General features: G+C 40.4%; 19 protein-coding genes. 8 read left to right on the top strand and 11 right to left on the bottom strand.

All coding sequences use genetic code 11. From position 1 onward, the window contains the following. Nucleotides 1-65 precede the first annotated feature (65 nt). Nucleotides 66-824 (top strand): lysophospholipid acyltransferase family protein, encoded by a 759-nt coding sequence (locus A4V03_RS06100; RefSeq protein WP_065538310.1) that lies wholly within the window; start codon nt 66-68, stop codon nt 822-824. Between the two features lie 327 nt (nt 825-1,151). Here the strand turns inward: A4V03_RS06100 and A4V03_RS06095 are convergent, their stop codons facing one another. After that, a complete protein-coding gene (locus A4V03_RS06095) occupies nt 1,152-1,886 on the bottom strand; it encodes a DUF4369 domain-containing protein (protein ID WP_065538309.1) in 735 nt (244 codons plus the stop codon). Nucleotides 1,887-2,043: 157 nt separating this feature from the next. Here A4V03_RS06095 and A4V03_RS06090 point away from each other — a divergent pair, with 157 nt between their 5' ends. The 5 genes from A4V03_RS06090 to A4V03_RS06070 all read left to right on the top strand — a co-directional run bounded on the left by A4V03_RS06090 (nt 2,044) and on the right by A4V03_RS06070 (nt 8,773). After that, complete coding sequence (locus tag A4V03_RS06090; RefSeq protein WP_065538308.1) at nt 2,044-3,288, top strand: anaerobic sulfatase-maturation protein; 1,245 nt, start codon at nt 2,044-2,046, stop codon at nt 3,286-3,288. A gap of 54 nt (nt 3,289-3,342) precedes the next feature. Further along, entirely contained in the window at nt 3,343-5,502 is a 2,160-nt protein-coding gene (locus tag A4V03_RS06085; protein WP_065538307.1) for a S46 family peptidase, read from the top strand. Continuing rightward, nucleotides 5,503-7,662, top strand: coding sequence for a S46 family peptidase (locus tag A4V03_RS06080; RefSeq protein WP_065538306.1), 2,160 nt, complete (start codon nt 5,503-5,505; stop codon nt 7,660-7,662). Nucleotides 7,663-7,991: 329 nt separating this feature from the next. Next, the gene (gene trxA, locus A4V03_RS06075; RefSeq protein ID WP_065538305.1) at nt 7,992-8,291 is read left to right on the top strand and encodes a thioredoxin; all 300 of its coding nucleotides are present in this window, start codon (nt 7,992-7,994) and stop codon (nt 8,289-8,291) included. A gap of 17 nt (nt 8,292-8,308) precedes the next feature. Next, the gene (locus A4V03_RS06070) at nt 8,309-8,773 is read left to right on the top strand and encodes a thioredoxin family protein (protein ID WP_049703088.1); all 465 of its coding nucleotides are present in this window, start codon (nt 8,309-8,311) and stop codon (nt 8,771-8,773) included. A 145-nt stretch (nt 8,774-8,918) separates the two neighbouring features. Here the strand turns inward: A4V03_RS06070 and A4V03_RS06065 are convergent, their stop codons facing one another. The 3 genes from A4V03_RS06065 to A4V03_RS06055 form a co-directional block, all read right to left on the bottom strand. Next, the gene (locus A4V03_RS06065; RefSeq protein ID WP_065538304.1) at nt 8,919-9,554 is read right to left on the bottom strand and encodes a SagB/ThcOx family dehydrogenase; all 636 of its coding nucleotides are present in this window, start codon (nt 9,552-9,554) and stop codon (nt 8,919-8,921) included. A 93-nt stretch (nt 9,555-9,647) separates the two neighbouring features. Beyond that, nucleotides 9,648-10,208: an NADH peroxidase gene (locus A4V03_RS06060; RefSeq protein ID WP_065538303.1), complete on the bottom strand. Its 561-nt coding sequence runs from the start codon at nt 10,206-10,208 to the stop codon at nt 9,648-9,650. A 22-nt stretch (nt 10,209-10,230) separates the two neighbouring features. Next, nucleotides 10,231-10,659 carry a Fur family transcriptional regulator gene (locus A4V03_RS06055; protein WP_065540317.1) on the bottom strand — a complete coding sequence of 143 codons (429 nt, stop codon included), beginning with the start codon at nt 10,657-10,659 and terminating at the stop codon, nt 10,231-10,233. A gap of 229 nt (nt 10,660-10,888) precedes the next feature. On the opposite strand from A4V03_RS06055, the gene A4V03_RS06050 reads away from it, so the two are divergent. Next, nucleotides 10,889-12,814 (top strand): NAD(+) synthase, encoded by a 1,926-nt coding sequence (locus tag A4V03_RS06050; RefSeq protein WP_065538302.1) that lies wholly within the window; start codon nt 10,889-10,891, stop codon nt 12,812-12,814. Nucleotides 12,815-12,994: 180 nt separating this feature from the next. On the opposite strand, the gene A4V03_RS06045 is transcribed toward A4V03_RS06050, so the two are convergent. The 7 genes from A4V03_RS06045 to A4V03_RS06015 form a co-directional block, all read right to left on the bottom strand. Beyond that, nucleotides 12,995-13,558: a dual specificity protein phosphatase family protein gene (locus A4V03_RS06045; RefSeq protein ID WP_065538301.1), complete on the bottom strand. Its 564-nt coding sequence runs from the start codon at nt 13,556-13,558 to the stop codon at nt 12,995-12,997. A gap of 26 nt (nt 13,559-13,584) precedes the next feature. Next, nucleotides 13,585-14,709: a bifunctional histidinol-phosphatase/imidazoleglycerol-phosphate dehydratase HisB gene (gene hisB / locus A4V03_RS06040; protein WP_065538300.1), complete on the bottom strand. Its 1,125-nt coding sequence runs from the start codon at nt 14,707-14,709 to the stop codon at nt 13,585-13,587. A 3-nt stretch (nt 14,710-14,712) separates the two neighbouring features. After that, on the bottom strand, nt 14,713-15,810 hold the full coding sequence (gene hisC / locus A4V03_RS06035) for a histidinol-phosphate transaminase (RefSeq protein ID WP_065540316.1): 1,098 nt from the start codon (nt 15,808-15,810) through the stop codon (nt 14,713-14,715). Further along, a complete protein-coding gene (gene hisD, locus A4V03_RS06030; RefSeq protein ID WP_065538299.1) occupies nt 15,770-17,059 on the bottom strand; it encodes a histidinol dehydrogenase in 1,290 nt (429 codons plus the stop codon). The genes hisC and hisD overlap by 41 nt, the downstream gene beginning before the upstream one ends. 92 nt (nt 17,060-17,151) lie before the next feature. Continuing rightward, nucleotides 17,152-18,003 carry an ATP phosphoribosyltransferase gene (gene hisG, locus A4V03_RS06025; RefSeq protein ID WP_065538298.1) on the bottom strand — a complete coding sequence of 284 codons (852 nt, stop codon included), beginning with the start codon at nt 18,001-18,003 and terminating at the stop codon, nt 17,152-17,154. A gap of 312 nt (nt 18,004-18,315) precedes the next feature. After that, nucleotides 18,316-20,217: a fimbrillin family protein gene (locus A4V03_RS06020; RefSeq protein WP_065538297.1), complete on the bottom strand. Its 1,902-nt coding sequence runs from the start codon at nt 20,215-20,217 to the stop codon at nt 18,316-18,318. Between the two features lie 323 nt (nt 20,218-20,540). Further along, nucleotides 20,541-21,194 (bottom strand): DUF2490 domain-containing protein, encoded by a 654-nt coding sequence (locus A4V03_RS06015; protein WP_065538296.1) that lies wholly within the window; start codon nt 21,192-21,194, stop codon nt 20,541-20,543. 154 nt (nt 21,195-21,348) lie between these two features. Here A4V03_RS06015 and A4V03_RS06010 point away from each other — a divergent pair, with 154 nt between their 5' ends. Next, nucleotides 21,349-22,914: an ATP-binding protein gene (locus tag A4V03_RS06010; RefSeq protein ID WP_065538295.1), complete on the top strand. Its 1,566-nt coding sequence runs from the start codon at nt 21,349-21,351 to the stop codon at nt 22,912-22,914. Nucleotides 22,915-22,933: the final 19 nt, after the last annotated feature.

Here is a 22,933-nt window from a genome sequence, read left to right as displayed (position 1 = left end):
CTATCACTATATCTTTCCGCATTTCACTTTTTTGTAGTAACTTTGCAAACTAAAAGTCCAACCTTATGAAGATACTGTATTATATTTATCAGATTTGCATCGCATTGCCTATTTTATTAGTGCTGACCATCCTTACAGCAATCGTCACTATTGTAGGTTCCCTCTTGGGAGGAGCCCACTTTTGGGGATATTATCCGGGGAAGATATGGTCACAATTAATTTGTCTGTTCCTGTTGATTCCCGTGAAGATTGAGGGGCGCGAAAAGCTGCATGACAAAACTTCCTATATTTTTGTGCCTAATCATCAGGGGTCATTTGATATATTCCTCATCTACGGCTTCATTGGAAGAAACTTTAAATGGATGATGAAAAAAAGTCTGCGCAAATTGCCATTCGTCGGAAAAGCCTGTGAAAGTGCAGGACATATCTTTGTAGACCGTTCCGGTCCGAAAAAGGTTTTGGAAACCATCCGGCAGGCAAAAGACTCGTTGAAAGACGGAGTTTCTCTAGTGGTCTTTCCCGAAGGCGCACGCACTTTTACCGGGCACATGGGATATTTTAAAAAAGGGGCTTTCCAATTGGCAGATGATTTACAGTTGGCAGTGGTACCTGTCACTATCGATGGCTCATTTGAAATCCTCCCACGCACAGGCAAATGGATACATCGCCATCGCATGATTCTGACTATTCACAACCCTATTCCTCCCAAAGGAAAAGGCATGGAAAATATCAAGGCAACCATGGCAGAGGCATACGCTGCTGTTGAAAGTGCCCTCCCGGAGCAACATAAGGGAATGGTGAAAAACGAAGATCAGGATCAGTAATCCAGTATTATAAACCGCCTTCAGTTCTTTGAAAAAGCCCCTTTTCATCGGTGTTTTTTGCTGCAGACACCCTTGAAAGCGAAAGTGTTCGACTCTAGTTTCTTTTGTCATATTTAACGTGAGTTCGATAGATGCCTGTACTTTTCGATTCTCCTCCTTCAGGAAGGAGGAGTACCCGTAGGGGGAGGTGGTAGGTAAATACATAAGTCTATCATCTACACTAAGATAGGAATGACCCCATTTATCCTACCACCCCGTCCTTCGGACACCTCTCGTACAAATAAAGAAGTTATAAAAGCCTTTCAGAATTACACAAAAATTCAAGTATTACTTATTTGTTGAAGCATTTTGTTCCAATCGTTGATGTTCTTCTATCAACTTCATGTTTTCTCTTGCTTTAGACAGGAATTCTCTGACCAGTTTATTGTCTTTAAAAGAATAAGGAGCATCTTTTATAATCTCATCTATCTGCGGAGTCATAATGGGATAAGGCAAAGAGCTGCAAAGCATCATAAATACACTGGGTCCCAATACATTTTCGTAATTGTCGGAAATGAACGTTTTCACATACTGATTCATCGCTTTCATCAGCGAATCACCTTCCACTACCAGCTGACTGTGAATTTCATCCAAATCCCCTCCATCCAATACCATACGGGTTTCTCTCTGCTCCAGTTCGCTGATACTTTCTTCCAATTGGTTTCTTTGGCTGATAAACTCGTACAACGCATTATTTAAAGAGGTCCCCACTGCCTTCAAGTCTGTATTGCTGATGGTAACGGTTATTTTTCCACTTTCCAGAACGATCGGCATAATGCTTTCTTCATCCATATATAGTGTCACCATCTGTACGGAATCTATTTTCCCTTTCATTGAAAACAGACCATGCACCACTTCAGCAGAATCCAGCTTCACCCACTCGCCATCACGCAGGGATTTAAGATATAGCATCTTTCCATCCAGACTATTCACTGAAGATGTTCCTTCAATCTTGTACTTACTGGTACAGGAAGCTAGAAACGGAAGCAAAAGCAAAAAAGGCAAAATTTTATTCACGTTCATCTATTCATTAAATTCTGTGCACAAAGGTACAACTGATTCAGAATTCAATGAAACATTTTATCAATATTTAAATCTTGTAAGACTCTTTTCTTTAATAATCCTTATAAACATAGGTGTAAGGCAGTTTTTTTCATTTAGTTTATCTAATTTTGCAGTCATGAAAACATCAACATTTGCTCCTTTTGCAAAACCGCTTTATGTAATGGTAAAGCCTGTAGGTGCCGTATGCAACCTAGCATGCGAGTATTGCTATTATTTGGAAAAGGCCAACCTATACAAAGACAATCCCAAACACGTTATGAGCGATGAACTTCTAGAAAAGTTTATCGACGAGTACATAAACTCACAAACCATGCCGCAGGTACTTTTCACCTGGCACGGAGGAGAAACGCTGATGCGACCACTCTCCTTCTATAAAAGGGCAATGGAACTGCAAAAGAAATATGCTCACGGACGTACGATCGACAATTGCATCCAGACCAACGGAACTATGCTCACGGACGAATGGTGCGAATTCTTCCGTGAAAACAATTGGCTGGTAGGTGTCTCCATCGACGGTCCCCAGGAGTTTCATGACGAGTATCGCAAAAACAAACTGGGAAAACCTTCTTTTGTGAAAGTGATGCAAGGCATCAATCTTCTGAAGAAACACGGGGTAGAATGGAATGCAATGGCAGTTATTAACGACTTCAATGCCGACTATCCGTTAGAGTTTTATCGTTTCTTCAAAGAAATCGGCTGTCAGTATATCCAGTTCGCTCCCATCGTTGAACGTATTCTTTCACATGAAGACGGACGTCATCTCGCTTCGCTTGCCGAAAATAAAGCCGGAACACTGGCTGACTTTTCAATCACTCCGGAACAATGGGGGAACTTCCTCTGTACTATTTTCGACGAATGGGTGAAAGAAGATGTAGGCAAATACTATGTGCAGATATTCGATTCTACCCTAGCCAACTGGATGGGTGAACAACCCGGTATATGCACGATGGCAAAGACTTGCGGCCATGCCGGTGTAATGGAATTCAACGGAGATGTTTATTCTTGCGACCATTTTGTATTTCCTGAATATAAGTTAGGTAACATTTACAGTAAGACACTGGTAGAAATGATGCATAGCGAACGTCAGCACAACTTCGGAAACATGAAATACCAGTCTCTCCCTACTCAATGCAAGGAGTGTGAGTTCCTGTTTGCCTGTAACGGGGAATGCCCCAAAAACCGTTTTAGCCAAACGGCAGAAGGAGAACCGGGATTGAACTACTTATGCAAAGGTTATTATCAGTTCTTTAAACACGTAGCTCCTTACATGGACTTCATGAAAAACGAACTGATGAATCAACGTCCGCCTGCTAATATCATGGAAGCTTTAAGAAATGGAGAATTGAGGGTGGAGAGTTGAGAATGAGGAACAGAACATATTAACAATCATATATTCAAATTTTATCGTTAAATAATGAACAAACTAAGATTTTATTTATTAGCGCTGGCTGCGCTTGTTGTATTTTCCGTTAGAGCGGATGAGGGTATGTGGCTATTGCAATTGATGCAACAGCAACACTCCATAGACATGATGAAAAAACAGGGATTAAAACTAGAAGCCCAGGATTTATACAATCCAAACGGTGTTTCTCTCAAAGATGCTGTAGGTATATTCGGAGGTGGATGTACGGGAGAAATTATCTCGCCCGAAGGTTTGATTCTAACCAATCACCACTGTGGCTACGCTTCTATCCAGCAACATAGTAGTGTTGAGCATGATTATCTGACAGATGGTTTTTGGGCTACTTCCAGAGATAAAGAGCTTCCTACTCCGGGACTGAAATTCACATTTATCGAACGTATCGACGATATTACGGATATTGTCAATGCCAAGATTGCGGCAAAAGAAATCACCGAATCCGAATCATTCAGCAATACATTCCTTCAAAAGCTGGCTCATGACCTTTATATCAAAAGTGACCTGGCAGACAAAAAAGGAATTGTTCCGCAGGCTCTTCCATTCTATGCCGGAAATAAATTCTATCTTTTTTATAAGAAAATATATCCGGATGTACGTATGGTAGCTGCTCCCCCCTCTTCTATCGGTAAGTTTGGCGGCGAGACAGACAACTGGATGTGGCCGCGCCATACCGGCGATTTCTCCATGTTCCGTATCTATGCTGACGCGAACGGTGAACCAGCAGAATACAGTGAAAACAATGTCCCCCTGAAAACAAAGAAACATTTGTCTATCTCTATCAAAGGTTTGAAAGAAGGAGATTACGCAATGATTATGGGATTCCCCGGAAGCACGAGCCGTTACCTGACTGTATCAGAGGTGAAAGAACGTATGGAATCGGAGAACGACCCGCGTATCCGTATTCGTGGCGCACGTTTGGCTGTCCTGAAGGAAGTGATGAATGCCAGTGATAAAATCCGTATCCAGTATGCTAACAAGTATGCGGGTTCCAGCAATTATTGGAAAAACTCCATCGGTATGAATAAAGCCATCATCGATAATGATGTGTTGGGAACGAAAGCTGCACAGGAAGCTAAATTCGCAGAATTTGCAAAGGCACAAAACAATGCCGAGTATGCGGCAGTTGTGAAGAACATCGACGACTTGGTAGCTAAAACAACTCCTCTCAATTATCAATATACTTGCTTGAGAGAGACTTTCTTCGGAGCTATCGAATTTGGTAATGTCATGTTATCTAACACACGTGAAGCATTGCTTGAAAAGAACGACTCTGTGATCGAAGCACGTATGAAAGCGCTGGAAAGCACTTACGAAAGTATCCACAACAAAGATTATGACCATGAAGTAGACCGCAAGGTTGCTAAAGCATTGTTCCCGTTATATGCGGAAATGATTCCGGCTGACCAGCGTCCGTCTATCTACAAAGTGATTGAGCAGAAATATAAGGGCGATTACAACAAATTTGTTGATGATATGTACGACAACTCTATTTTTGCCAACCGCGCAAACTTCGAGAAGTTTATGAAGAAGCCGTCAGTGAAAGCAATCGACAACGATCTTGCACTGCAATACTGCCAGTCTAAATATGACTTGATGGATAAACTGGTTTCCCAGCTCAAGGACATGGATCAGGAACTGGCTTTGCTACACAAAACTTATATTCGTGGTCTGGGCGAAATGAAATTGCCTGTACCTTCTTACCCGGACGCCAACTTTACCATTCGTCTGACTTATGGTAACGTGAAACCATACGATCCGAAAGACGGTGTACACTACAACTATTACACCACCACTAAAGGTATTCTTGAAAAAGAAAATCCGGAAGACCGTGAGTTCGTTGTACCTGCCAAACTGAAAGAGCTGATTGAGAAGAAAGATTATGGCCGTTATGCTTTACCGAACGGTGATATGCCTGTCTGCTTCCTGTCTACCAATGACATCACCGGTGGTAACTCCGGCAGCCCGGTACTGAATGAAAACGGAGAACTGATCGGCTGTGCTTTCGATGGTAACTGGGAATCATTGAGCGGTGACATCAACTTCGACAACAACCTGCAACGTTGTATCAACCTGGATATCCGTTATGTCTTGTTCATTCTAGAGAAGTTAGGCAACTGCGGACATCTGATTAATGAAATGACAATCGTAGAATAAATGAGAAAACAAATCCTATTTGTCCTATTTTCACTGGCAACTCTTAGCATCCACGCCGACGAAGGCATGTGGATGCTAACCGATCTGAAAACTCAGAACGCAGTTGCCATGCGCGAACTCGGTCTTGAAATTCCGATCGAAGAAGTATACGACGCGTACGGTCTTTCTCTGAAAGATGCTGTGGTACACTTTGGAAGAGGATGCACAGGAGAAATTATCTCTTCCGAAGGACTGGTACTGACGAATCACCACTGTGGTTATGGAGCTATCCAGCAACACAGTAATGTGGAACATGACTACCTGACAGATGGTTTCTGGGCTATGAACCGTGACGCGGAACTTCCTACTCCGGGATTGACCGTCACATTTATCGACCGGATTTTGGATGTGACCGATTACGTCAATGAGCAACTGAAAAAAGATTCGGACCCGGAAGGTATCAACTACCTATCACCAAGTTATCTGGGCACCGTGGCAGAACGTTTCGCCAAAGCAGAGAACATAGAAATAACTCCTGCAACAAAACTGGAGCTCAAGGCTTTTTACGGAGGAAACAAATATTATATGTTCATCAAAACAGTGTACAGTGATATTCGTATGGTGGGCGCTCCTCCTTCTTCCATCGGCAAATTCGGTGCAGATACCGACAACTGGATGTGGCCTCGTCACACAGGCGACTTTTCCCTTTTCCGTATTTATGCGGACAAGAACGGAAAACCGGCAGAATATTCAAAAGATAACGTTCCTTTGCAGGTAAAGAAACACCTGAAAATCAGCATTGCCGGAGTTCAGGAAGGAGATTTCACCTTTGTGATGGGATTTCCGGGACGTAACTGGCGATATATGATTTCCGACGAAGTGGAAGAACGGATGCAAACGACTAACTTTATGCGCCAGCATGTACGTGGAGCCCGTCAGAAAGTGCTCATGGAGCAAATGCTGAAAGATCCTGCCGTACGTATTCATTATGCAAGCAAATATGCTTCATCAGCCAACTACTGGAAGAATGCTATCGGTATGAACGAAGGACTGGTACGTCTCAACGTACTGGATACCAAACGTGCGCAGCAAGAGGAATTATTAGCCCGCGGCCGTAAAAAAGGAGATGATTCATATCAGAAAGCTTTTGATGAGATTCGCTCTATTGTAGCTCATCGCCGTGACGCGATCTATCATCAGCAGGCTATCAATGAAGCATTGGTCACCGCACTCGATTTTATGCGCATCCCTTCCACGATGGAATTGGTTGCCGCTCTGAAATCAAAAGATAAGGAGCAAATAAAAGAGGCGAAGCTAAAATTAAAGCAAGAAGCTGATAAGTATTTTGCTTCTGTCCCCTTCCCCGAGGTAGAACGGATGGTTGCCAAAGAGATGCTGAAAACTTATGCCAACTATATTTCGGAGGAACAACGAATCAATATCTTCGAAATCATCAATTCCCGCTTCAAGGGAAGTATTGATGCCTTCGTCGATGCTTGCTTTGAACATTCTATTTTTGGCAATCCTAAAAACTTTGAGAAGTTTATCAAGAAACCAAGTTTGTATAAAATAGGATATGACTGGATGGTATTATTCAAACATTCTATTACCGACGGAATCCTGAAAACAGCCATTGCCATGAAAGAAGCCAATCAGAACTATGACGCTGCTCATAAAGTATGGGTGAAAGGCATGATGGATATGAAACAGGAAAAAGGTATACATATTTATCCGGATGCCAATTCAACTTTACGGTTGACCTACGGTCGGGTACTTCCTTATGAACCGGCTGACGGTGTTGTGTATGATGCTCATACTACCCTCAAAGGTGTAATGGAGAAAGAAGATCCAGATAACTGGGAGTTTGTAGTGCCTCAAAAATTGAAAGAGCTGTATAAATCCCAGGATTATGGACGCTATGGTAAAAACGGTGAAATGCCCGTCTGCTTTATTGTAAACACCGACAACACAGGAGGTAATTCCGGTAGTCCGGTATTTAACAGCAAAGGTCAATTGGTAGGAACTGCTTTCGACCGCAATTTTGAAGGTTTGACAGGAGACATCGCTTTCCGTCCTTCCTCACAACGAGCCGCTTGCGTCGACATCCGCTATACCTTATTTATTATTGACAAATATGCGGGAGCATCTCATATTATTGATGAATTGACTATTGTGGAATAAACAGAAGAATCATTTTTCTTTTCAACTTATCCTTAATCAGACAAACTCCTCGTAATTAACGTGAGTTCGATATAAGTTCGCCCGCATGGCTTCCCCTCCTTCGGGAAGGAGGAGAATCGAAAAGTACAGACATCTATTGAACTCACGTTAATTACTATTTCACAAATCTTACGAAGAGCATATCCTCACTCACAAGCTTCGTGACGAAATAAAAATCTTACGATTACTATTGCATGAACAAAAACGACTTTTTTTCGTTATTATAATAAAATAGGATTTATATTTGCAGTCTTCAATGACTGTCATTTAACTCTAAGAAAGGAAAGATTATGGAAAAGTTTGAAGATTTAATACAGTCACCGGTACCGGTTTTAGTTGATTTCTTTGCAGAATGGTGTGGCCCCTGTAAAGCTATGAAACCAGTTTTAGAAGAACTAAAATTAATTGTAGGAGATAAAGCACGTATTGCAAAGATAGATGTTGACCAGCATGAAGACCTGGCTACTAAATATCGCATACAAGCTGTCCCGACCTTTATATTATTTAAAAACGGAGAGGCTGTCTGGAGACATTCCGGCGTAATCCATAGCAGCGAGCTGCAAGGGATTATTGAAAAGCATTATAGTTAAAACGATAAAGATAACGAATGAAGAAAGTATTAGTAATGGTAGCCCTTGTTATGGTAAGCGTGATTGTATACGCTTTCAATGACAGCAGGGAATCCAATCAAGGTAAAAAAGAGGTAACAGGTAACGGTGAAGTCGTCGTAATGGACAAAGATATGTTTCTGAAAGACGTCTTCGATTATGAGAAATCAAAGGAGTGGAAATACAAAGGCGACAAGCCCGCCATCATCGATTTATATGCAGATTGGTGCGGACCTTGCCGTCAGACAGCTCCTATCATGAAAGAACTGGCAAAGGAATATGCTGGAAAAATTGTCATCTACAAAGTTAACGTGGATAAACAAAAAGAACTGGCAGCTTTGTTCAATGCTACAAGTATTCCATTGTTTGTGTTCATTCCGATGAAAGGGGATCCACAGCTTTTCCGTGGAGCTGCTGATAAAGCAACTTACAAGAAAGCGATTGATGAATTTCTCTTGAAATAATGAAGAAAATATAGTGACGGTATCCGGTCAGGGATAGTGACGCTATAACAAGCAAAGAGTGACGGTATCCGATAGAGATAGCGTCACTCTTTTTTATAGGCTTATAAATCTTCTTTATACGGCTTATAAGTCTTCCTGCGAATTGTTATTTAAAGTATCCTACAGGATGATTCATCATTGGCATCTGACTATCTTTCAATTTCAAAACTTTCTTTAGCTGCTCATTGTCCATCGAAGCACGTGGTACTGTTGCCAAGTTAGCAGCAGAACAAAAGATTGAAATATTTTGGGAAACAATACCGGCATCCATAGCCCCCATCAACTGGCTGCGTGGACTTTTGGCATCACCAAACCGAGAAAGATCGCTGATTAAAACTAATGATACCGGAGCTGTTTTCACAAACGCCTGACCACCTGCCACTGCACCACGATAATCTCCCGCAGCTTTCAGTGTCAACTGATGATTTTTAGCATCATACAGATAACTTCCTTCAGGCAACACTACATATACATCCACATCCTGTTTATTCAACGCTGACGGAGCGGTTCTCATTCCGGATTCCTTACGGTTTATTCCATTAGCAGCCCACAACAAATCAGACAGATCAGCTAGGCTCAATGTTTTCGAAGCATATTCGCGAGTTGAATGTCGTTCAGACAATGCCTTCATCACCGCACCAGTGCGGTTTAAATTAGGCTTCGGCAATTTAATGACCTTATCAGCAGCAAAGGCAGCCGCTGAAAGCATTAAACAAATTAACAATAGTTGTACTTTTCTCATAACTGTGGTATTTAAAAATTGATAGACAAATATAAATAAAAAGGTCTGTATTCGTTGCGGAATACAGACCTTTTAAGAGTTTATTAGGCTTAATTATTTCTTATCACCGAAATAACGATTATATAATCCTTCAAAACCTTTACCGTGACGAGCTTCGTCTTTGCACATTTCGTGTACAGTGTCATGGATAGCATCCAAGTTCAAAGCTTTAGCACGAGTTGCGATACGTTTTTTGTCTTCACACGCACCTTGTTCAGCATCTTTACGTTTCTGCAAGTTAGTTTTAGTATCCCATACGCAGTCGCCCAACAGTTCTGCAAACTTAGCAGCATGTTCAGCTTCTTCCCAAGCGTAACGTTTGAAAGCTTCAGCCACTTCAGGATAACCTTCGCGATCTGCCTGACGGCTCATAGCCAAATACATACCAACTTCAGTACATTCTCCCATGAAGTGATTGTTCAGGTCTTTGATCATTTCTTCGTCACAACCTTTTGCAACACCGATAACGTGTTCGTCAGCAAAAGACAATGTGCCACCTTCTACTTCAACAACTTCTACGAATTTGCTGGCAGGAGCTTTACACAACGGACATTTCTCAGGAGCTGCGTCACCTTCATGAACGTAACCGCATACAGTACATCTAAATTTCTTCATTTTCTTCTCAATTTTAAATTAATTAATCAATACGTGTTTCTTTATCTTTACTTAAGCAATTCTTGCAAATACCTTTATAATAATAATGAGCTTCCGATACCTGATGATCATCCATTTCCTGATTTTCCATTTGTTTAATCGCTTCCGGACATTTCAAATCATAAATATGTCCGCAACGTTTGCAAAGGAAATGGGAATGTACAGAAGTATCCGCATCAAAGTTTGTATTCTTTTCGTCAATCGTAAGCATTAATGCCGCTCCCTGTTCGGAAAACAATTTCAAAGTATTATAAACTGTTGTCTTTGAAAGTGTCGGCATCACAGGAGATAATGCTGTATAAATATCATCAGCCGACGGATGAATCGGATGCTCCATCAAATATTCCATGATAGCGATGCGTTGCATGGAAGGCTTGATATTATGCTCTAATAATCGATCGTATGGTTTCATCATCTTCCTTTCTTTTCAAAGTTGTATCTATTACAATTATAAATCCAATGCAAAGATAAGAAGGCTTTATTTGATTTGCAAGCAAAATCAAAGTTTTTTCAATAGATTGCTCAAACACCAACATCGCAACTCATATAAAATAGCTTATTAAGAGGATTCAATACAGAAAAGATAATTATTCAAAACTATTTTCTATTTTTGCATCCATTATATATAAATAAGGTATAAGATGAACTACGGATTTGTGAAAGTAGCTGCAGCTGTGCCACACGTAAAAGTGGCAGACTGTAAATTCAATGTAGAGAAGATAGAAAGTTTGATTGCAGTAGCCGAAGGAAAAGGAGTGCAGATCATTATATTCCCGGAAATGAGTATTACCGGATACACCTGTGGTGATCTATTCGGACAACAACTTTTGCTGGAAGAAGCAGAAATGGCCCTGATGCAAATTTTGAATAACACCCGTCAATTAGATATTATTTCCATTGTCGGTATGCCTGTAGTAGTCAACTCGACAGTAATCAATGCAGCCGTAGTTATTCAGAAGGGAAAAGTGCTAGGTGTTGCAGCCAAAACTTATCTCCCGAATTATAAGGAATTCTATGAACAACGCTGGTTTACCTCGGCTTTCCAGTTAACAACCAATAATGTGCGGCTATGTGGACAGATCGTTCCCATAGGCGCCAATCTACTTTTTGAAACTTCAGATACTACCTTTGGTATCGAAATTTGCGAGGACCTTTGGTCTACGATACCTCCTAGTTCTTCCTTGGCACTACAAGGTGCAGAAATTATTTTCAACATGTCTGCAGACAACGAAGGTATCGGCAAAAACAATTATCTTTGTTCGCTTATCAGCCAACAGTCTGCACGCTGTATTGCCGGATATGTATTCTCTTCGTGCGGCTTTGGAGAGTCTACTACTGACGTAGTCTTTGCCGGAAACGGATTGATTTACGAAAATGGAAGCCTTCTAGCGCGCAGCGAACGTTTCAGCATGGAAGAACAACTTATTATCAGCGAAATTGATGTTGAACGTATCCGGGCAGAACGCAGAATAAATACAACCTTTGCAGCTAATCAAGCAAACTTAGAGGATAAAAAAGCGGTTTCGATTGTGACTGAATTTGTCAACAGCAAAGAACTAACCTTAACCCGGAAATTTAATTCTCATCCTTTTGTACCACAGGGAATAGAACTAAACGAACATTGTGAAGAAGTGTTCTCCATTCAGGTAGCGGGACTGGCACAAAGACTTGTTCATACAGGAGCTAAAACTGCCGTAATAGGTATCTCCGGCGGATTAGACTCAACACTGGCATTACTTGTTTGCGTGAAGACCTTTGATAAACTGGGATTGTCCCGGAAAGGTATTCTCGGAATCACAATGCCAGGTTTTGGTACGACCGACCGCACCTACCATAATGCGATCGATCTAATGAAATCATTAGGTATATCAATTCGTGAAATTAGCATTAAGGATGCCTGCATCCAACATTTTAAGGACATCGAACATGACGTGAATGTGCATGACGTTACATACGAAAATTCTCAAGCGCGCGAACGTACACAAATACTAATGGATGTGGCCAATCAGACTTGGGGAATGGTTATCGGCACAGGGGACTTATCGGAACTTGCATTGGGATGGGCTACTTACAACGGCGACCACATGTCCATGTACGGGGTAAATGCGAGTGTTCCCAAAACACTTGTGAAATATTTAGTACAGTGGGTGGCGGAAAACGGTATGGACGAAAACTCGAAAGCTACTTTACTTGATATTGTAGACACTCCTATTAGCCCGGAATTGATTCCAGCAGATGAGAACGGAGAGATTAAACAGAAAACAGAAGATTTGGTAGGTCCTTATGAACTGCACGACTTCTTCCTATATTATTTCTTACGCTTTGGTTTCCGACCATCCAAGATATTCTATTTGGCAAAAACTACATTCAAAGATATGTATGATGAAGAAACCATTAAGAAATGGCTTTTCATTTTCTTCCGTCGTTTCTTCAACCAACAGTTCAAGCGTTCTTGTTTACCGGACGGTCCTAAAGTAGGAAGCATTTCTATCAGCCCGAGAGGAGATTGGAGAATGCCGAGCGATGCCAGTTCAACCATGTGGCTTAAAGAAATAGAGAATTTATAGGAAGTACAACATCAAAATATTCTCACTGCTATGAGAAAAAATACTCATTACTATGAGAAAATATTCTCATCGCAGTGAGATTTTTTTCTCATAGCAGTGAGAATGATTGAGAAAAACAACGCCTCATCATAGCTTCAATACAACATTTCAACAAGACATGTATCTGCACAAAATTACATACTAAAGTCCCTCTGTGCACATAACTTTTCTTCTTATCTGCTCTATATCCGCTTCTTTAATCCTCCGGATGATATTTTTATAAATACGATGAAAGCCAAAACCGCCTTCCGTCATTTCATGAATCGCGTCTTCTTTTGAAACATTCTGAAATACCACTCGATAAAGTGCGCAAACAGCTCCTGTGCGATCTGATCCGTGATGGCAATGGATAACAATCGGCGCTTTACGATGCTTTATAATACGCAATGCTTCAATCAACTGTTCTTCATTGATGGAATGAGCTTTGGTCTTTACACGATGAAGCTTTACATTCGTTCCTGCGGCTTCATCATCATCACTATGTCTATTACGGAGATTGAGAGCTTCGCCGATACCATACTTTTCCAAAGCCTTAAAGTCTTCATGCGAAGGTTGCTCTGAACGATATACACCTGAATCTATCTTGTACAGATTGGTTAATTCACTATCAGGAAGAGTAATCTTCTCTATTTTCAGATTCTGACTAAAAATTGAAATAGAGAAGATTACTCCCAAAAGTAGGCTCAACAGGATTCTTTTCTGCATAAGTCTATATTGTTATTCTAAAAAGATCAAAGTACTCCCTTGCTGGAGGGAAGTTCAAAATGATAAATATCTCTTTTGATTGCCATTTTCAAGGCACGGGCAAGGGCTTTAAAAATACCTTCTATCTTATGATGTTCATTTTGTCCTTCCGCCTTGATGTTCAGATTCATTTTTGCCGCATCACTTAGTGACTTAAAGAAATGAAGGAACATTTCCGTTGGCATCTCCCCTATCTTCTCACGCTTGAATTCGGCATCCCAAACCAGCCAGGGACGACCACCAAAGTCCAGGCAAACCTGACAAAGACAATCATCCATCGGTAAAGCATAGCCATAACGCTCAATTCCCCGCTTACTGCCTAAAGCCTGGTAAATACATTCGCCTAATGCAATAGCAGTGTCTTCGATCGTATGATGTTCGTCTACCTCCAGATCTCCTTTCACACGAATTGTCAAGTCCATACCGGAGTGTTTTCCAATCTGCTCAAGCATGTGGTCGAAAAAGCCAAGACCGGTAGAAATGTTACAACAGCCGTTTCCATCCAAGTTCAAAGCCACATCAATATCTGTTTCTTTTGTTGTACGACGTACTTCCGCTTTCCGTTCTCCGGCAAAAAGGAACTCTGCTATCTGATCCCAGTCAGTTGTTGCAAGGGCGCATACTTCTTCCAATCCTTTTTCTTTCAGGGTTTCAGGTGAATTTTGCAGATAGATTGCCCGACAACCCAAATTCTTGGCAAGTTCCACATCCGTAAGACGGTCGCCTATAACAAAACTTCCGGCAAGATCGTATTCCTGATTATTTAGATACTTCGTCAACATTCCGGTACGCGGTTTACGGGTGGGCGCATTGTCTTCTGGGAAACTACGGTCTATCAGAATCTCATCAAAAGTAATCCCCTCTCCTTCTAATGTTTTAAGCATCAGATTATGGGCAGGCCAAAACGTTTCTTCCGGGAAAGAAGATGTACCCAATCCATCCTGATTGGTGACCATCACAAATTCAAAATCGAGTTTGCTGCGGATAAAACCTAAATTACGGAATACTTTCGGATAGAATTCTAGCTTCTCCAATGAGTCGAGTTGGTAATCTACAGGAGGCTCTATCACCAACGTACCATCTCTATCTATAAATAATACTTTCTTCTTCATAAATTATCCCGGATATTTTTTAAGGGTGGCTAATAGTGTATTATTCTCTACACGGGTACCGACAGTCACACGCAAACAGTTGCAACAAAGTGAAATGTTATGGCGGTTACGCACAATAATTCCTTCACCTACCAAATAATTGTAGATTTTCACGGCATCCGTCACTTTTACCAAAAAGAAATTCGCATCAGACGGAAACAGTTTAATGGCACATGGAAGCTTTTCAAATTCCGCTTCCAGATGGTCACGTTCTTCCTTCAGAGTTTTCACCCAACGTTCTATCTCATCATGTTTATGCAACATGGCGATGGCTTGCTGTTGAGTCAACTGGTTGACATTATAAGGATATTTGATTTTATTGAGAATATCAATAATCTCTTTGGAAGCAAAAGCCATTCCCAAACGGATAGCAGCACATCCCCAAGCTTTGGAGAATGTCTGGAATACGACTAGATTAGGATATTTATCCAACTCTTCGAGGAAAGACGGAGCTTTAGAAAAATCATTGTAAGCCTCATCCAGCATTACCAATCCTTCAAACTGGCAAAGAATCTTTTCTATTTCGGAACGAAGCAGATCATTTCCCGTCGGATTATTAGGAGAACAAAGGAAAATAAGTTTGGTATGCTCATCGGTAGCTGCCAGCAATTTGTCAGCAGAGAACTGGAAGTCATCATCCAACAATACTTTCCGATATTCCACATCGTTCACATCAGCACAGACCTGATACATTCCATAAGTAGGATCGATAGCTACTACATTATCTTTACCCGGTTCGCAGAAAGCACGAAAGACCAAGTCGATGGCTTCATCACTGCCGTTTCCGAGAAAAATATGTTCGGGAGATACTTTCTTGATTTTCGACAACAATGTTTTCAGTTCACACTGCATAGGGTCCGGATAACGGTTGTGAGGCGTATTGTACGGATTTTCGTTTGCATCCAGAAAAACAGAAGCGGTGACTCCTTTATATTCATCACGTGCCGAAGAGTATGGCTTTAATTTCCAGATATTCGGCCGGGTTAATTCTTGTAATGTTTTCACTTCTTTAAATTTTAAGTTATGAATTTTGAATTGCTTTGAGACGAACTGTGACCGCATTTTTATGCGCATCCAAATGTTCGTTAGCCGCCATCTCTTCAATAGTAGGACCAATAGCCTTTATTCCTGCCGGAAGAATTTCCTGGAACGTAATCTTGCGGATAAAACTATCCAGACTGACACCGCTATAGGCTTTGGCATAACCATTGGTTGGCAAAGTGTGGTTCGTTCCGGAAGCATAGTCTCCGGCACTCTCGGGAGTTAACGAACCAAGGAAGACAGAACCGGCATTTACTACATGTTCCGCTACTTCCATGTAGTTTTCCGTTTCTATAATTAAATGTTCCGGCGCGTACGCATTAGTCAGTTCCAATGCTTCATCCATATTCTTTACTAATATCAATTTACTATTCTCCAATGATTTGGCAGCTATTTCACGACGAGGCAATTCGGCTAATTGACGGTCTACTTCTGCCATTACTTCTGTTTGAAGTTTCTCGGAAGTGGTAATCAATATAGCCTGACTATCTATTCCGTGTTCTGCTTGTGACAAGAGATCCGCCGCAACAAAAGCCGGATTAGCAGAGACGTCAGCCAACACTTCCACTTCTGAAGGACCGGCGGGCATATCAATAGCTACATCACGCAGGCTTACCAACTGTTTGGCAGCTGTCACATATTGATTACCCGGACCAAATATCTTATATACTTTAGGGACACTCTCCGTTCCATAGGCCATAGAGGCAATAGCTTGCACACCACCTGCCTTGAATATTTTGCTGACACCTGCCAGTTGCGCAGCAAAAAGAATAGCGGAATGAATGTTTCCATTCTTATCGGGAGGTGTACAAAGTACGATTTCCTTGCATCCTGCAATTTTAGCCGGAACAGCCAGCATCAACACTGTTGAGAAAAGTGGTGCTGTTCCACCCGGAATATACAATCCCACTTTTTCTATTCCCACTGATTTTTGCCAGCAAGTCACACCGTTCATTGTTTCCACCTTCTTTCCGACAAAACGTTGGGAAGCGTGAAAGGTTTCAATATTCTGTTTTGCCAAGGAAATGGCTGCTTTCAATTCATCGCTTACCAATCTTCCGGCAACTTGTATCTCTTCAGGAGTCACAGCAAGCGCGGACAAAGTGACTTTATCAAAAGCAGCTTCATACTCTAATACCGCTTTGTCACCTTCTGCTCTTACCTTATTTATAATAGCACGAACTGTATCGAACAAGCTTTCCGTATTCAGTGCCGGACGTTCCAAAAGTTCAGTCCACTGCTCTTTTGAGGGATATTTAATCAATTTCATAGTTTATATCTTATTTAGGCACGAATTACACGACATCTGGGATTAGCGACTAGATTATCTGTGTAACCCGTGAAATCTATGCCTATATATATTTATACAATCATCTTTTCAATCGGCAGCACTAAAATACCTTCTGCTCCCAGTCCTTTCAGTTTTCCAATGATTTCCCAAAAACGTTTTTCATCAAGTACTGTATGGACAGAGCACCAGCCTTCCTGTGCCAACGGCATCACCGTAGGACTCTTCATACCCGGCAATACAGCTATGATTTCTTCCAGTTTATCTTTCGGAGCATTCATCAATACATATTTTTTATCTTCGGCTGTTTTTACTGCATTCATGCGGAACAGTAGTTCTTCGAGCACTTCTTTTTTCTCGTCGCTCATATTCTTGTTACCAATCAACAATGCTTCCGACTTCATTACGACTTCTACTTCTTTCAATCGGTTACTCACCAACGTAGAACCGGAGCTTACAATATCGAAAATAGCATCAGCCAACCCAATTCCCGGAGACACTTCTACAGAACCGGTAATCACATGAATTTCAGCATTTACACCATTTTTCTTCAGGAAGTTACGAAGAATAACCGGATAGGAAGTAGCAATCTTCTTACCGTTAAACCATGACAAACCAGGATATTCAAGATCTTTCGGCATAGCCAATGAAAGACGACACCTACTGAATCCCAAACGTTTGATGATTTCCGCATCTTCTTCTTTTTCTATAAATTCGTTTTCGCCAACAATTCCCAAGTCTGCTACACCAGTAGCCACTGTCTGCGGGATATCATCATCACGAAGGAATAGAACTTCAATAGGGAAATTGGAAGATTGCACCAATAAGGTACGTTTGGTAGTGCTCAACTTAATATCTGACTCTCCTAAAAGCGCCATAGTCTCTTCAAAGAGACGTCCTTTGGCTTGTACTGCGATTCTTAACATGACTTTATTTAATTTTTAATTATAATATGCGCTGCGAAATAAAAAAAGGCTTACCGTATTCGGCAAGCCTTAGTTATCATTTATATAGTCATACACAATATCATCCATGCCCACCGATTATTCGTTAGGAAAATGATGATGATGTGTAGTTGTATATTTCATATTTCTTCTATTAACTGCGACAAAAGTAAAGTATTTGTTTGAAACCACCAAACATTTATCACAAAAACTTGAGTTTTCATTTCAAATTAAAGGTTATATTTCTTCCGGTTCTACATCACATTTCGAAAAAGACAATCCCTTTTCACCGATTTACTTTCGTATGCAACGAATAGCAAAAGCTTTTGTATCAACACCGGCATTAGATTCTTCTATAATATTTGTATCACTTTTCATGTAGAAAACTTTCGTGTTGATAGCAGTATTTGTATTGTCCAACGTCCAATATGCAAGATGTTTTTTCTCATAATCTGCTTGAAAAGCTCCTACGCACATTCCCACGGGAACAGCATTAAAACCTGATAAATTAGTTGCAGGTTGCACTTGTTCTCCCGGCTTTAAGGGTACCCAATTTCCTGACTTCAACAAAGAAGCCTCTCCCTTCAAGTAATCTTTTAAAATGTTCCAGTCTTCCCAATCCGGTATACTCCAATGAGTTGGTAAGATGTTAGCAGAAAGTGCTACATTAGCAGTATAAAAATAATATCCCGTATCAGACAGCAAATATCCAGCAGTATTCGCAGACACCGTATCTAATCTAGCAATAGAACTGCCATCTACATATAAAGATGCCTCCAAATTATTCCTCATCCAGTATTGAGTTCCGATCTTCACTAGCGGATAATTATGGATGACTCCTCCACGTACGTCACGAACGACATCTTCCAATGCTAGAACAGATAATGCATCATCGGCCATCGCAACCGATAAGGAGATCGTCCCGTCTGCCAGCACATAAACATTATTGCGAGCCAATAAAGTGCCATTCACATAGGTTAATGAGTGATCTTCCATATTCCACGATACACTTCCACCATTCACTTTTCCTGATTTTCCCAGCAACTGTGCCACAATCCCTTGAGATAAATTAACGCTGTCGTCTTCTTTCATCGGATAAGCAACAATCGCTTGAGAAGAAAAATCCGGAGTTACAAGATACTCTTTACATATTTCGGCTACTTGTTTTCCTGAATGCATCACTTTGTACACATTCGATTTTTCAAAAGTCAGTTCCGAAACATCTATGTATTTATGAAGAATAACTGATTCGGTATGATCCACTTCAGTCCCCTCCCAATCTCCGATTTCTCCATTCATTTCACTCATCAATATATCTTCAGCCGATACAAATGTTATTTCCAATTCTCTCTGTTTTCCACTTTCCAATTGGAAAGTAAGTGGTAATAAACTGGTATATAGTTTGCCTGCAGCTTCCAATGTTATGTATTGGTATCCAACTGTCGTCTCTTGGGGAATCAAAATAAGCTCTTTTCCTACTAGTCGACCGTCTTTTATTTCCCATTCTCCTGCAGGAGTTATATCTTTCTCTTCAGAATAGGCAGAGAATGTTTTCTTCTGAAAATCATAAATAGCCTTAGTATAAAAGCCACTCACCGAAAGTGTAGGTTTCACAGACAGTATTTCTTCTATATTCTCTCCCTCTCCAGGGACAAGGACTATTTTCATACGAAAAAACTGGTGAGTGTAAGTCAAAGCAACTGCGTCTTTACTGGCTAATACTTCCTTTTTGGAAGCAACTAGAAAATCAGAATGAGAATAATCATCCGGTTTATCTTGAGTTGTTGCAACGGTCACTTGCATGGAACTTTCCCCCATTGCTACTCCACTCTTCTGATATGGATAATAACTGATTAAATTCAATGTAATTCCATCATCCGGATAGTAAACCGATTCATCAGATACAAACTCACCAGTAGATGAACGCACAAAATGAAGATTATCTGCATAACGTTCTTCTTGCATTGTAGCAGTTCCTGCAAGTGCAAATAACCCCACTTCATCTCCTTCCTCAAAACTATTATTTACTACACGGGTGTTCATAATCTCATGAATATCAGCAACAAACTTTAATGGAATATCTCCATTATTGACGTCTTTCCCTTCCTCCGAAATATGGTTTACACAAGCTGTAAACACAATACAACAGAAAATAAACGAACCTACTCCGACAGATAGATTATGACATGTTTTCATTTTGTTTTTCTATTAGTTAAAAAAAGAAATTCTAGATTAGGCAGAAAGAATGCCATAAGAGGAAGTTTTCACTTTCGGTTATGAAAAACCATACAACACGTTTGTTGCAACTGTAAAATCTTAAATTTCCACATTACAGTTTGAAATGTGAGAGCGAAAGTACAGATTATAGTTAAGAAAAGAAATATTTTCCTTTAAAAAAAACAATCTTTTATATAAAGAACAAATAATCAATCATTTACATATCACATACAAATACAAGACATTCTGAACTCCACATTATTATATTAGCATTAGTTATTATTTACTATCCGTCATTTATTTCAGAAAGAATACCCCACTTCTATTCCGGCAATGTGTCTGCCTTGCGAAGATGCATATTGATAACAATAAAATGCATCCAATGACCAACGTTTGGCTAAAGCAATCTCCACTCCGGGACGATAGCGCATACGGTCTGCTCTCCAAAAAGAGGTATCATCCAGACTTTGATAAATTTCAACAGAAAAATAAGGAGAAACGATTCCTTTTGTAGGAGCATAGGATAACTTCAAACGAGAACGTAGACGAGTTTCAGAATCACCACGGTCAAAAGTCTGCTGAAACCTCTCCCGCAAAGACACTTTCAACCATTGATAACGAAAGTTGGCAGTGGCAGATATATGATAGCGATGTCTCAACTTCCAGTCTGAATCACCCAAATTCAAAAGATGAGCCTCATATCCTACCCCAAAATTCAAAAAAGAATAAGGACGATAACTTCCGCCCGCAGTCAATCCCCAACGATCCAACCGACTTACATCATCTTTCATACGGAACTCTAAATCGCCTGAAACCGAGAAACAGGAATCTATCTTATGATTTACCTTGAATTTAGTCCATGTATTGAAATCATCACTTTGTGCCCACGCGGAAAACGACATTCCAAACAACAACACAAACAGCCAAATCTTAGTATTTAATATTATTCTACTCATTGATTATCGGGTTAAAGTTACAAAGATAATAAATTATCTCCGGCAAATGAAAGGCGTAAAACTGAATTTATTCTGAAAAGATAATGTTTGTATTCTGCCTAAATTCTCATTTGCATATTGTATCTTTGCGTAAGAAACTCTAAAACCATCGGATATGGACAACTTAATGCGTAAACTTCCTATTGGAATACAGACATTCGAAGGAATACGGAAGGAGAATTATCTTTATGTAGATAAAACCGCGCTTATATGGCGTATGGCCAATTTGGGAAAGCCATATTTTCTAAGCAGACCACGCCGCTTTGGTAAAAGTTTATTAATTTCGACATTCGATGCTTATTTCCAAGGGAAAAAAGAGCTATTTAATGGATTAGCCATTGAACAACTAGAGACGAAATGGGAACAGTATCCAGTTTTACACCTTGATCTGAATGCAAAAAAATATGAGACAGCAGCGGATTTAATTGCAATGCTAAACCAATATTTAGAAAAATGGGAAGCTATTTATGGTGATGAGAAAAAAGACCGTAGTCCTGAAGAACGTTTTAGCTATGTGATCGAGCAAGCTTTTCTGAAAACAGGAAAAAACGTCGTCGTATTAGTGGACGAATATGACAAACCACTTTTGCAGGCTATTACTCGTCCGAAATTATTCGAGGACTATCGTCAGACATTAAAAGCCTTTTATGGAGTGCTGAAAAGTGCCGACGCATATCTCCGTTTTGTTTTCCTGACCGGAGTTACGAAGTTCTCTCAAGTCAGCGTATTCAGTGATCTGAATCAGTTGAATGACATTAGTTTAGACTATTCTTATGCCACACTTTGCGGTATTACCCAAGAAGAATTGGAGAGTACTTTTAAACCCGAGATTGAAATTTTCGGTCGTAAGAATCATCAAACTCCAGAAGAAGTAGTCACAGCAATGAAACGTAACTATGACGGTTATCATTTTCACCCGGATGGCTCAGGGGTATTCAATCCGTTTAGCGTATTGAATGCTTTCAGCAAATTGGAGTTGGGCAGCTATTGGTTCCAAACCGGTACGCCAACATTCTTGGTTGAACTACTACAAAAAAGTGAATATGATCTCCGTACTTTATTAAATGGCATAGAAGCACCTGCTTCTTCTTTTGTAGAATACAGAATGGATGCCAATAATCCTATACCGCTGATTTATCAAAGTGGATATCTGACTATTAAGGATTACGACAGAGAGTTTCAGAACTATCGGCTTGATTTTCCGAATGATGAAGTGCGCTACGGATTCATTAACTTTCTTGTTCCGTTTTACACTCCAATGAAGAACAACGATCAAGGATTTTATATCGGAAAATTCGTTCAGGAATTACGCACAGGTGATTATGAATCTTTCCTCACCCGTTTGGAGGCTTTCTTTGCTGATATTCCGTATGAACTGAATGACCAGACCGAACGGCACTATCAGGTTATTTTCTATCTTGTATTTAAACTAATGGGACAATTCACAGAAGCAGAAGTACGCAGTGCCCGCGGACGTGCCGATGCTGTGGTCAAAACGCCCAAATATGTCTATGTATTTGAGTTCAAACTAAATGGAACCGCAGAAGAAGCAATAAAACAGATTAATGAAAAAGGTTACCTGATTCCTTATCAGAAAGACCATCGGGAAATAGTGAAGATCGGTGTGGAATTCAGCGCGGAAACCCGCAATATCAATCGTTGGCTAGCAGATACGAAGTAAATATGATAAAAACATTTCG

This window comes from Bacteroides caecimuris, from assembly GCF_001688725.2.
Classification (GTDB): domain Bacteria; phylum Bacteroidota; class Bacteroidia; order Bacteroidales; family Bacteroidaceae; genus Bacteroides; species Bacteroides caecimuris.
Note: the sequence above shows the minus strand (reverse complement) of the source record. Positions and strands in the feature narration are given on the sequence as shown.